The sequence below is a fragment of the Arthrobacter sp. 05T410 genome (assembly GCF_056396505.1).
This window is the reverse complement of the sequence record NZ_JBFTLP010000001.1, coordinates 248,607-260,138: the sequence shown is the minus strand read 5'-3', so window position 1 is coordinate 260,138 and position 11,532 is coordinate 248,607. Positions and strand designations below refer to the sequence as shown.

The following is an 11,532-nucleotide window of genomic DNA, read 5'->3' as shown; positions in this document are numbered from 1 at the left end:
TCCGATAGGGGGCCGGAGTCCCTCCGACTCCAAGGAGGAGCGTATCAGCCCTGTTCAGAGGCCTTTCCGGCGCCCGGCGTGTCGGAAGAAGTGACGTTCGCCTCCGCCAGCTGCTCGTCGATGAGGTCCCGGATCTGAAGGAGCGTCTCGGGTGACAGGCCGCCGAGTTGCCGGGCAGCGAAATTGCGGACCTTGTTGGCCCGCATGCTGGCCAGGAGGTCCAGCTGGGCTTCGACTTTCCGGGGCAGTTCGTCCTGGTCGTGCAGCAGGTAGTCGCGGTTCACGCCGAAAAACTTTGCGAGGTTCTGCAGGAGCTCGGTCTTCTTCACCTCGGGCCCGGACCCGGTGCGCATGTAGTGCCAGCGGGCGCGGGAGATCGGGGTGCCGGCCGTCTTCATGGCGGCGCTGACGTCGTTGAAGGTGATCTTCTTCCCGGCGGCTTCCGAGGAATCAAGGAGAAGGTTCAGCTTCCTTGCGAGTGCCGCGCCCGGCCCGGAATCGACTGATGCGTCATTCATGACAGGGCTCCTTTGCTGCGGTCGAAGGGTGGATCCAGAAGACAATATCATCCGATTGGACATGTCCAATAATTTTGCATTACCCTCTGAAAACAGAATTGGACATGTCTATTTCTGCATCGGGGGGTACCGGGCCACGCCTCCGGTAACGCCTCCATAGTGGAGGCACGCAGCCTAAGGGTTGCCCGTCAGGGGAGCCACGCTCCGGCTGACGCCACGACGGCCGCATTCCTGCAGGAGCTTTTGGGGGGCCGGCAGGGATGCGGTCTTTTGGTCGGCCTGGCCGCGCCGGCTCAGCACCCTTGTACCGGCAAGCGCACAGCGGCCCAGCGGGTCGTTAGTCCTTGGACTTCCGGCCTCGGGCCCGTCGAGCTGCCCAAACCACGAAGACGACGATGAACGCGACGGGCAAAAGCACCAGCGGGTTCCAGCCTCTAACTGTCATTTGTCATCCCTCGATCCGCTTGCAAGTCTCTTGCGCAGACTCTACGCCGGCGGCCACGGGGCGAGAACGCTGCGCGGCCATCCTCTGGCGGGCACGTCCGGTGGGCTCCGGGTCGGGGCAGCGGGTATTGGTATTCAGCGGCAGCGGGGGCGAAGCTGCGGCCCGTCGGCGGGGAAGCAGAAAAAAACCCCTGGAATCCGTGGATTCCAGGGGTTTTCCCTTGTGCGCGGAGGGGGACTTGAACCCCCACCCCCTTTCGAGGACTAGCACCTCAAGCTAGCGCGTCTGCCATTCCGCCACCCGCGCAGGTGGTAATTCCGAGTTCGTTTCGCCTTTCAGCGTTTTGCTTTTCTCGGAAGCAGCGAGAAAGACTCTAGCACGACTTTTCCGGAAACAAATAATCGGGGTCCGCGGGGGTGGTGTGGGTAGGCTGAAGCAAGCAATTGAGCCACCCGCCACGAGGAGCCGCTATGACTGACACCCGGACCGAAACCAGGCCAGAGGATGAGGTCGTCAGGATCTGCCAGGAGCTGATCCGGATCGACACGTCCAACTACGGCGACGGCTCCGGCCCCGGTGAACGCGCGGCCGCCGAATACACCGCCGGGCTCATGGCCGAAGTCGGGCTGGACGCCGAAATCTTCGAAGCAGCCCCCGGCCGCGCCAGCGTGGTCACCCGGCTGGCGGGGGAGGACCCCTCCGCCAGCGCACTGGTGGTCCACGGCCACCTGGACGTCGTCCCGGCCCTGCGCGAACAGTGGTCGGTTGACCCCTTCGGCGCCGAACTGAAGGACGGCCTGATCTGGGGACGCGGCGCCGTGGACATGAAGGACATGGACGCCATGATCCTGTCCGTGCTGCGCAACTTCGCCCGCACGGGACGCAAACCCAAGCGCGACCTCATCTTCGCGTTCTTCGCCGACGAGGAAGCCGGCGGCACCTACGGCGCCCGCTACGCCGTCGAGAAGCGGCCCGAACTCTTTGAGGGCGCCACGGAGGCGATCTCCGAAGTCGGCGGCTTCTCCGCCACCATCGGCGGCCAGCGCACCTATCTGCTCCAGACGGCGGAAAAGGGCCTCTCCTGGCTCCGTCTGGTGGCCCACGGCCGCGCGGGCCACGGCTCCCAGATCAACACCGACAACGCCGTGACCAGGCTTGCCGGCGCGGTATCCCGGATTGGTGCCTATAACTGGCCGATCGAGCTCACGCCGACCACGCGGCAGTTCCTCGACGGCGTTACCGAACTCACCGGGGTCGAATTCGATCCCGACGATCCGGAGAAGATCCTCAAGGAACTCGGCACGGTGGCCCGCTTTGTCGGCGCCACACTGCAGAACACCACCAACCCCACCCTGCTCAAAGGCGGCTACAAGCACAACGTCATTCCGGAATCGGCCGAGGCCCTCATCGACTGCCGGACCCTGCCCGGGCAGGAACAGCAGGTGCTGGAAATCGTGCGCGAACTCGCCGGCACCGGAGTGGACATCAGCTACGTGCACAACGACGTCTCGCTGGAGGTGCCGTTCGCCGGCAACCTCGTCGATTCGATGATCGACGCCCTGCATTCCGAGGATCCGGGCGCCAAGGTGCTGCCGTACACGCTCTCCGGCGGGACCGACAACAAGTCCCTGAGCCGGCTCGGCATCACCGGCTATGGCTTCGCCCCGTTGATGCTGCCGGACGAGCTCGACTTCACCGGCATGTTCCACGGCGTCGACGAACGGGTCCCGGCGGATTCCCTGAAATTCGGCGCACGGGTGCTGGACACCCTGCTCACCAACTACTGAGCGGACACCGCCTGACATGACGCCCGAGGACATCCTGAGTGGTCCGCTGCTGGAACGGATCCGCGGCCGCGCCGCCGGCTACGACCGCGACAACGCCTTCTTCCACGAGGACCTCGCGGATCTCACGGCGGCCGGCTACCTGAAAATTTTCGTCCCGGTGATCGACGGCGGACTCGGACTCGGGCTTGCGGAAGCGGCGCAGCTGCAACGCCTGCTGGCGACCGCGGCGCCGGCCACGGCGCTGGCCGTCAACATGCACCTGGTGTGGACCGGCGTCGCCCACGTCCTTGCCGCCCGCGGTGACTCCTCGCTGGATTTCATCCTCCAGGAGGCGGCACAGGGTGAGGTCTTCGCCTTCGGCAATTCGGAGGCAGGCAACGATTCCGTGCTGTTCGATTCCCGCACGGAGGCCGTCCCGCTGCACGACGGCGGCTACAGCTTCACGGGCCGCAAGATCTTCACCAGCCTGTCACCGGCGTGGACCCGGCTGGGCATCTTCGGAAAGGACGCCAACGCCGCGGACGGCGCCGGGGAACTGGTCCACGGGTTCATCACCCGGGAAACCCCCGGCTACGAGATTTTGCCCGACTGGGACGCGCTCGGCATGCGGGCCAGCCAGTCCAACACGACCCTCCTGGAGGGCGCCGTCGTCCCGGCCGAACGGATTTTCCGGAAACTGCCGGTGGGCCCGAACGCCGACCCACTGATCTTCGCGATCTTCGCCTGCTTCGAGACCCTCCTCGCCGCTGTGTACACCGGAATCGGCGAACGGGCCCTCACGCTCGGGGTGGAAGCGGTGCAGCGCCGGACATCGTTCAAGAACGGCGGCCGCAGCTACGCCCAGGACCCGGACATCCGCTGGAAGGTGGCGGAGGCGGCGATGGCCATGGATGCGCTCTATCCGCAGCTGTCCTCCGTGGCGGCCGACGTCGACGCCCTCGCGGACCACGGCAGCCAATGGTTCCCCCGGCTCGTGGGGCTCAAGGTCCGGGCCACGGAGACGGCGCGCACCGTGGTGGACCTCGCCATCCGGGTATCCGGCGGCTCCAGCTACTTCCGCGGCTCCGAGCTGGAGCGGCTGTACCGGGACGTGCTCGCCGGCATGTTCCACCCATCAGATGACGAGTCGGCGCACAATACCGTGGCGAACGCCTGGCTGGGCCCGCTGGAGACACCCTAGAGGGCCCAGGACTCCCCGCGGCGTTCGCCGCTGCCCGTCCCGGCCGATGCGCGGCCGGGATCCGTGTGCGGCCTAGACGGTGCGCTGGACCTGGATGACTTTCCGGCGCAGCCAGAAACGCCGCCCGCCGCCCACGTAGAGGCGGCTGCGTTCCAGTTCCCATTTGCCGTACTCGGAATGCTCCACGAGCCGGCGGCGGGCCTCGGGGAGCGAATCCTCAGGGCCGACCGTCAGAACGAGGTACTCGTACTGCTTGACATAGTCCCGTTCCCGCCGGACCGAGCTGCTCAGAAAATGTTCTTTCATTGCTCTCCATTTTCGTCTTTTTCCGACTAACGTGAAGTCATGAGCATCGATCCGCGTGTCGCGCTTCAGTCCCTGACCTCTGCACTGGAAGAACACCTGGCGGCGGCCTCCGCCCGCAGAAGTGACGGGGATCCCGCGGTCGAGGCGGCGTTCTTCGCCGTTGCCGATGCCTTTGAAGTCTACGACGACGCCCTGTATGAGGCGTATGGGGAAGTGACGCCGCTCGAAGTGATCGACGGCGACGAAGACGGCGACGAAGACGATGTCGACGACGAAGAGGACCTCGAGATCCTCGAGAATTCGGAGAACTAGGGGGACCTGCGGATCTCCGCGGCCTCAGCCGGGGTCGGACACGTCTTCGAGCGCCTGCGCGATCTCCGGCGGCAGCGGCGCGAGCGCCGAATCCAGGATCTCCTTGAGCTGAACCGGTGTCCGGGGGCCGACGACGGCGGTTGCCACCCCCTGTTGGGACAACAGCCAGCTCAGCGACACATCCAGGGCAGTCCGGCCGAGCCCCTTCGCCGCCATGGCGACGGCTTCCACTACGCTGGACGCCGGTCCCTCGAGATAGGGTTCCACGTACGTCGCCAGCCGCTGGTTGGCGGCCCGGGAATCAGCCGGGATGTGGCCGCGGTATTTGCCGCTCAGGACGCCGCGTCCCATCGGAGCCCAGGCCATCAGGCCCAGCCCCGCGTCCTCGATGGCCGGAATGAGCTCAATCTCCGCGTTGCGCTGCAGGAGCGAGTATTCGGACTGGTTGGCCACGAGGGGGAAGCCCGCGATTGCGGCGGCCTTTGCCGTCTGCCAGCCGTTGAAATTGGAGACACCGGCGTAACGCGCCCGGCCGGACCGCACCGCGTGGTCCAGCGCTGACAGGGTTTCCTCCAGCGGAACATTCGGATCCCACGCGTGCGCGAACCAGAGATCCACGTAATCGGTTCCCATCCGGGCCAGGCTCGCGTCCAGCCCGGAGAGCATGCCGTTGCGGGACGTGTCGACGCTGCGGCGACCGTCCGCCGTCGTCAGTCCGGCCTTCGTGGAGATCACCACTTCGGAGCGCGCCACGACGTCGCCCAGTATTCCGCCGAGCATCGCCTCGGCCTGCCCGTCGGCGTAGGACGCCGCTGTATCGATCAGGGTTCCGCCGGCATCGACGAAGGAGCGCACCAGGGCGGCGGCATCCTGTTCCTCGGTTTCCCTGGCCCAGGACATGGTGCCGAGGGATAGGGCGGACACGCGCAACCCACTGTTGCCGACATAACGCTGCTGCATGTCAGCTAGCTTACGGGGTCGGGCTGCTTCGTAACGTAGGGTCTATAAACGTGAACTGGATACAAGCGGCTCTGTTGGGCCTGGTACAGGGGCTGACCGAGTTCCTCCCGATTTCCTCGAGCGCCCATCTGCGGATTGTCGGCGCCTTCCTCCCGGAAGCGTCCGATCCCGGCGCCGCCTTCACGGCCATCACGCAGCTGGGCACCGAGACGGCGGTGATCGTCTATTTCTGGCGCGACATCCTGCGGATCATCCGTGCCTGGGCCGGTTCGCTGACCGGCAAAGTGTCCCGGCAGGACCCGGATGCGCGCATGGGCTGGCTGGTGATCCTGGGCAGCATCCCGATCATCGTCCTGGGCCTGCTGTTCCAGGACCAGATCGAATCGGTACTCCGAAGCCTGTGGGGCGTCGCGACCATGCTGATTATCTTCGGCATGGTCCTCGCGGTAGCCGACACCATCGGCCGGCAGGACCGTGAACTGACGCAGCTGACCTACAAACATGGGCTCTATTACGGACTGGCGCAGGCCCTGGCCCTTTTCCCCGGCGTGTCCCGCTCCGGCGGCACGATCAGCGCCGGGCTCCTAATGGGTTACACCCGTGAGGCGGCGGCCCGCTACTCCTTCCTGCTGGCAATCCCTGCCGTTTTCGGCAGCGGCCTGTACCAGCTGTACAAGGTGGTCTCCAAGGAAGGCATCACCGGCCCGTACGGTCTCCCGGAAACCGCCCTGGCCACCGTGATCGCCTTCATTGTGGGTTACGTCATCATCGGCTGGTTCCTGAAATACGTCTCCACCCGCGGCTACCGGCTCTTCGTCTGGTACCGGATCATCCTGGGAATGTCCCTGTTCCTGCTGCTCGGTTTCAATGTCATCAGTGCCTAGCACTAGGCTTGGTCTGTGAAATCCTGGACCTCCCGCCCTGTTGCCCAGCTCCCCGGCAGCATGCCCGCCCTGAGCCTCTTCGATACCGCCAAGGGCGGAATTGTGACCCTGGAGGCCACGGGTGAGCAGTCCATGTATGTCTGCGGCATCACCCCTTATGACGCCACGCACATGGGCCACGCGGCCAGCTATGTCGCCTTCGACCTCCTCAACCGCGCGTGGCGGGACGGCGGCCAGCACGTCGCCTACGTCCAGAACGTGACCGACGTCGACGATCCCCTCCTGGAGCGCGCCACGGCCACAGGCGTCGACTGGCGCGACCTCGCCGCGAGCCAAATCGAGCTGTTCCAGACCGACATGGAGGCCCTGAACGTCCTCGCCCCGGACCACTACATCGGTGCCGTTGAGGCCGTTCCCCTGATCGTTCCCGCCATCGAGCGCCTGCTGCGCAACGGGCTCGCGTACCGCGTCCCCGGCGCCGGCGGCGAGCCCGACGGCGACGTCTACTACGACGTCGAAGCCGCCGGGAAGCACTCGACGGACGACGTCGACGCCTGGACCCTGGGATCCATTTCCGGACTCTCCGACGCCGAAATGCTGGAGCTCTTCGCCGAACGCGGCGGCGACCCTGGCCGGGCCGGGAAGCGCCAGGCGCTGGATCCGCTGCTCTGGCGGGTTGCCCGCGAGGGCGAGCCCAGCTGGCCCGGTGGCGAGCTGGGGGAGGGCCGGCCCGGCTGGCACGTCGAATGCACCGTGATCGCCCAGGAGTACCTGCCCAAGCCGTTTACCGTTCAGGGCGGCGGCTCGGACCTTATTTTCCCGCACCACGAAATGGGCGCCGGCCACGCGTACTCGCTGGCGGGCGTGCCGCTGGCCCGCCACTTCGCGCACGCGGGCATGGTGGGCCTCGACGGGGAGAAGATGAGCAAGTCCAAGGGCAATCTTGTCCTGGTTTCCAGGCTCCGGGCTGACGGGGAAGAACCTGCCGCGATCCGCCTCGCGATCCTGGCCCACCACTACCGCACGGACTGGTCCTGGACCGCCGCCGGATTCGCCGAGGCCAAAGACCGGCTCCGCACCTGGCGCGAGGCCCTCGCCGTGGCGCCGGAAGGCTCCGCCGCGGCCCTGCTTGGCAGGCTGCGGACCGAACTGGCCAACGACCTGAACGCGCCCGGCGCACTCGCCGCCGTCGACGCCTGGGCCAAGGCCGCCCTGGCAGCCCCGGGGGAGGCCTCGGCCACGGACGCCGCGCTGGTGAGCGACGCCGTCAACGCCCTGCTCGGCGTCGAACTCTAACCGGTCTTCGGTCGGCCCCGCCCGGAGGAAGATCCCAAAACCCAGCGGCCGTCTCCACGGTGGCTGCGTCGGCCGGTCAGGACGAAGCGGCTTCGATGATCTTCTCGTCGCCCTCGTTCACGGCTTTGACGACGGCGTCGTAGTCACCACTGTCGACAGCCTTGCTGACCTTCTTGGTGGCCTTGCTGATCGCCTTGTCGACGCGGTCGAGGTAGAGGTCATCGACGATGGCAACGATCGCCGAGGAGCCCGGCGGCAGAAACTCCTCCGCGTTGACGCCGATGGACTTCTCCTCGTGCCGCTTCCTGATGGCACCCACACCGGCGCCGATCCCGGCCCCGATCACGCCGGACAGCAGCAGTGGCGGAGCGAACAGTCCGACCACCAGCCCGCCGACTGCGCCGGCCTTGGTGCCCCCGGCGACCAGTCCGCCGCCGTGCTCCTTGACCTCGGTCTTGCCCGAGGAGTCACGCGACAGGACGACGGCAGCCGCGACGGCCGCGTCATCCATGCCCTTGATCGCCTTGAAATCCTCTGCCGCCGAGCCCTCGTCGGCGTACGACGACACGAACAAGATGTAGTTGTGATCTGTCATGGTGTGCCCTCCACTCGGTGTTGGCCGGCGTCGCGGCCAGGTCCAACTCTCGCCGCGACAGGCGGCCGCCGGCAGGGTCATAAGACTCTGGTCCGGGGGAAGACCCCCATAGGGGAAGTGCGCGGGAAAGGTGGGAGGGGGAAGGGGAAGGGGGAGGGAAAAGCGGGACGCGGGCTAGGGCTTGTCCTTGCCCCGACGCTTGAGGTAGCGCTCAAATTCGCGGGCTATCGATTCACCGCTGGCCTCCGGAAGGTCGGCGGTGTCCTTGGCCTCCTCCAACTGGCGCACATACGCCGCAATTTCCGGATCCTCTGTAGCGAGCTCGTCCACGCCGCGTTCCCACGCGTCGGCCTCCTCCACGAGTTCGGTGGTGTCCAGCGGGACCTGGAGCAGCTCTTCGACCCGGTGCAGCAGGGCCAGCTGCGCCTTCGGCGACGGGGCCTGGGCTACATAGTGCGGCACGGCCGCCCAGAGCGACACGGTCGGGAGCCCGGCCAGCAGGGCCACCTCGCCGAGCACGCCCACAATCCCTACCGGGCCCTCGTACTGCGAGGCCTCCAGGTCCATCCGCTCACGCAGTGCCGCGTCGTCCGTGGAGGTGCTGACCGGAATGGGCCGGCTGTGCGGCACGTCAGCCAGCAGCGCACCGACCAGGATGACGTAGTCGACATGCAGCGCCTCGGCATGCACCAGCAGTTCCGCGGTGTAGGCACGCCACTTGTAGGACGGCTCGGTGCCCTGGACGAAGATGGCGTCCACATTCGAGTCGGGGACGCTGGCCTTGAAGATCCGCGTGGACGGCCACTTGATCTTCCGCTCACCGGCCGCTGTCCGCCGGATCGTGGGCCGGGTGAACTGGAAGTCGTAGTACTCGTCGGCGTCGATTGCCCCGACCTTCTTGCCGCCCCAGAGCTTGTTCAGGAAGCGCAGGGCATCGCTGGCGGCCTCTCCGGCGTCGTTCCAGCCTTCGAAGGCCGCGAGCATGACGGTGATGCGCCGGCCCTCGGGGACCGGCTGCAGCAGCCGCTCCGGCTCGGAGACGGCGCCTGGTTCGGTGGGGTCTGCCTCGAAGCTGTTCATGCCATCACCCTACGTCCAAGAACCCGCCGCGCGCAGGCAATCGCGCGCCAAGGAACCGCAATTTCCGCCCGAAATCCCAGGGTCAGGCGCGCGGAATTCGCCGTAGGCGTAGCGCGGGCGCCCGGCCGCGGGCTTCCCCGTAGACTGGAAGGCATGCGATCCTCAGCTTCCCGGCCCCTCCTTAAAGCAGCGCTCTGGGACATGGATGGCACCATTGTCGACACCGAGCCCTACTGGATCGCAGCCGAACACGCACTCGTCGAAGCCCACGGCGGACAATGGTCCCACGAACAGGCCATGCAGCTCGTGGGACAGTCCCTGATGTTTTCCGCGGGAATCCTGCAGGAAGCCGGCGTGGCCCTGGAACGGCGCGAGATCATCGACACCCTCACGGGCCACGTGATCAGCCAGGTCCGGAGCTCCATTCCCTGGCGGCCGGGGGCCCGCGAACTGCTCGACGAACTCTACAACGCCGGCGTCCGTTGCGCCCTCGTCACCATGTCCGAGGCCCCGCTGGCCCGGGAGATCGTTGCGAGCCTGCCCGAGCCCTACTTCGAGTTCCTCGTCACGGGAGACACTGTGACCCAGGGCAAGCCGCACCCGGAGGCTTACCTCACGGCCGTCGAGCTCCTGCAGCAGCAGGATCCCGAGCTCGGCCTGCACCACTGCGTGGCCCTGGAAGATTCCGTGCCGGGTGTCGCCGCCGCCGTGGCCTCCGGCGTCGTCACGGTCGCCATCCCGCACATCCTGCCCCTCCCGCACGATCCCCGCCGCGCCACCTGGAACACCCTGGAGGGCAGGACAGTCGCTGACCTGGAGGAGCTCGTGGCCCTGCGGCACGACTTCCCCGACGCCACCTTCGGCGCCGCCGCGGACCCAACCGGCCGCTTAGGCACGGTCTCGACCACGGTCTCGACCACGGTCTCGACCACACTCTCGACCGCGGGCCACGCCCGTGGCTGACACCGGCAGCCAGGGGCAACCCGGAAAGACTCCCGCTAACCGCCGGGAAGGGATTCCGCTGGGCCGGATCGCCGGCATTCCGGTATTTCTGGCGTATTCCTGGTTCATCATCGCGGCCTTCACGGTGATCGCCTACGGGCCGGTCCTGCAGAGCAACAATCCGCGCCTCGGCGTCACCGCTTTCTTCGTCGCCTTCGCCTACGCGCTGCTGCTCCTGATTTCCGTACTGGCCCATGAACTCGCGCACGCGCTGACCGCGAAGCTGTTCCACTGGCCCACGGAGAAAATTGTCCTCAACCTCTGGGGCGGCCACACCCAGTTCCAGAGCTTCACGGCCTCACCCGGCCGCTCCGTCCTGGTGGCGATGGCCGGCCCGGCCGCGAACTTCGTCCTTGCCGGCGCAGGCTGGCTCCCGCTTGCCTACGGCAACCTGAACGGCGTGGCCGACATCCTGGCCAACATCTTCGTCTGGGCCAACCTGCTGATCGGCATCTTCAACGTCCTTCCCGGCCTTCCGCTGGACGGCGGTCGGCTGGTCGAATCCGCCGTGTGGAAAGCCACCGGCAGCCAGGAGAAGGGCACAATTGCGGCAGGCTGGGCGGGCCGGATCATCGTGATCGCCCTCGCCCTGTGGTTCATAGTCCTGCCGCTGGTCAGCGGCGCACGTCCGGATATTTCCTTCACCCTCATCACCGCCCTGGTGGGCAGCTTCCTGTGGATGGGGGCGTCGGCCGCGATCCAGCAGGCCCGCCTGCGGGGCCGGCTGCACCTCGTCGACGCCGCGGCCCTCGCCGAACCCGCCCTCGGCCTTCCGGAAACCGCGACGGTCGCGGACCTCCTGGACCGGGCGCCGGCAGGAAAGCCCACCGTGGTGCTGTGCGACCGGGACGGCCGTCCCGTGGCCATCGTCGACGCCGGCGCCGCAGCCAGTGTGCCTGCCGGACTGGCCGCAGCGACCGCCCTGACCGCGGTCTCCTACCCCCTTGGCGCGGGCGCCTATGTCCCGGAATGGTCCAAGGGCCAGGAGCTCGTCCAGTACCTGGCCCAGCTCGAAGGCCAGGAGTACGCGGTGGTGAACCGCGAGGGCGCCGTCACCGGGCTGCTGCGCCAGTCCGCCGTCGTCCGGGCCATAACGGGCAAGTACCGGAACGAACGCCAGAACCAGGGGCAGAACCGGTAGAGTTACTGGGCGGTCGTGAATTTCCG

General features: G+C 67.1%; 12 protein-coding genes and 1 tRNA gene. 7 read left to right on the top strand and 6 right to left on the bottom strand.

Annotated elements, in window-relative coordinates; all coding sequences use genetic code 11:
* Window positions 1–44: 44 nt before the first annotated feature.
* Window positions 45–518, bottom strand: coding sequence for a hypothetical protein (locus AC1DFR_RS01310; protein ID WP_476872533.1), 474 nt, complete (start codon window positions 516–518; stop codon window positions 45–47).
* A 668-nt stretch (window positions 519–1,186) separates the two neighbouring features.
* Window positions 1,187–1,269: transfer RNA gene (locus AC1DFR_RS01305), tRNA-Leu, on the bottom strand.
* 164 nt (window positions 1,270–1,433) lie between these two features.
* Between AC1DFR_RS01305 and AC1DFR_RS01300 the strand changes: the two genes are divergently transcribed.
* Both AC1DFR_RS01300 and AC1DFR_RS01295 read left to right on the top strand, forming a co-directional pair.
* A complete protein-coding gene (locus AC1DFR_RS01300; RefSeq protein WP_476850923.1) occupies window positions 1,434–2,750 on the top strand; it encodes a M20/M25/M40 family metallo-hydrolase in 1,317 nt (438 codons plus the stop codon).
* A gap of 16 nt (window positions 2,751–2,766) precedes the next feature.
* Window positions 2,767–3,930, top strand: coding sequence for an acyl-CoA dehydrogenase family protein (locus AC1DFR_RS01295; RefSeq protein ID WP_476872532.1), 1,164 nt, complete (start codon window positions 2,767–2,769; stop codon window positions 3,928–3,930).
* A gap of 72 nt (window positions 3,931–4,002) precedes the next feature.
* Here the strand turns inward: AC1DFR_RS01295 and AC1DFR_RS01290 are convergent, their stop codons facing one another.
* The gene (locus AC1DFR_RS01290; RefSeq protein ID WP_018772920.1) at window positions 4,003–4,236 is read right to left on the bottom strand and encodes a DUF5703 family protein; all 234 of its coding nucleotides are present in this window, start codon (window positions 4,234–4,236) and stop codon (window positions 4,003–4,005) included.
* Window positions 4,237–4,275: 39 nt separating this feature from the next.
* On the opposite strand from AC1DFR_RS01290, the gene AC1DFR_RS01285 reads away from it, so the two are divergent.
* The gene (locus AC1DFR_RS01285) at window positions 4,276–4,548 is read left to right on the top strand and encodes a hypothetical protein (RefSeq protein ID WP_223916379.1); all 273 of its coding nucleotides are present in this window, start codon (window positions 4,276–4,278) and stop codon (window positions 4,546–4,548) included.
* Window positions 4,549–4,572: 24 nt separating this feature from the next.
* On the opposite strand, the gene AC1DFR_RS01280 is transcribed toward AC1DFR_RS01285, so the two are convergent.
* The gene (locus AC1DFR_RS01280; RefSeq protein ID WP_223916377.1) at window positions 4,573–5,508 is read right to left on the bottom strand and encodes an aldo/keto reductase; all 936 of its coding nucleotides are present in this window, start codon (window positions 5,506–5,508) and stop codon (window positions 4,573–4,575) included.
* Window positions 5,509–5,558: 50 nt separating this feature from the next.
* Here AC1DFR_RS01280 and AC1DFR_RS01275 point away from each other — a divergent pair, with 50 nt between their 5' ends.
* Both AC1DFR_RS01275 and mshC read left to right on the top strand, forming a co-directional pair.
* A complete protein-coding gene (locus AC1DFR_RS01275; protein ID WP_079549659.1) occupies window positions 5,559–6,392 on the top strand; it encodes an undecaprenyl-diphosphate phosphatase in 834 nt (277 codons plus the stop codon).
* A 15-nt stretch (window positions 6,393–6,407) separates the two neighbouring features.
* Window positions 6,408–7,688: a cysteine--1-D-myo-inosityl 2-amino-2-deoxy-alpha-D-glucopyranoside ligase gene (gene mshC, locus AC1DFR_RS01270; RefSeq protein WP_476872531.1), complete on the top strand. Its 1,281-nt coding sequence runs from the start codon at window positions 6,408–6,410 to the stop codon at window positions 7,686–7,688.
* Window positions 7,689–7,764: 76 nt separating this feature from the next.
* Here the strand turns inward: mshC and AC1DFR_RS01265 are convergent, their stop codons facing one another.
* Together AC1DFR_RS01265 and AC1DFR_RS01260 are read right to left on the bottom strand one after the other, a co-directional pair.
* Window positions 7,765–8,283: a DUF1269 domain-containing protein gene (locus AC1DFR_RS01265; protein WP_476850919.1), complete on the bottom strand. Its 519-nt coding sequence runs from the start codon at window positions 8,281–8,283 to the stop codon at window positions 7,765–7,767.
* Between the two features lie 174 nt (window positions 8,284–8,457).
* Window positions 8,458–9,363 carry a PAC2 family protein gene (locus AC1DFR_RS01260; RefSeq protein WP_476872530.1) on the bottom strand — a complete coding sequence of 302 codons (906 nt, stop codon included), beginning with the start codon at window positions 9,361–9,363 and terminating at the stop codon, window positions 8,458–8,460.
* A 153-nt stretch (window positions 9,364–9,516) separates the two neighbouring features.
* Here AC1DFR_RS01260 and AC1DFR_RS01255 point away from each other — a divergent pair, with 153 nt between their 5' ends.
* Both AC1DFR_RS01255 and AC1DFR_RS01250 read left to right on the top strand, forming a co-directional pair.
* Complete coding sequence (locus AC1DFR_RS01255; RefSeq protein ID WP_476872529.1) at window positions 9,517–10,326, top strand: HAD family hydrolase; 810 nt, start codon at window positions 9,517–9,519, stop codon at window positions 10,324–10,326.
* Window positions 10,319–11,506 carry a site-2 protease family protein gene (locus AC1DFR_RS01250; protein ID WP_476850916.1) on the top strand — a complete coding sequence of 396 codons (1,188 nt, stop codon included), beginning with the start codon at window positions 10,319–10,321 and terminating at the stop codon, window positions 11,504–11,506. Before AC1DFR_RS01255 ends, AC1DFR_RS01250 begins: the two co-directional genes overlap by 8 nt.
* Window positions 11,507–11,532: the final 26 nt, after the last annotated feature.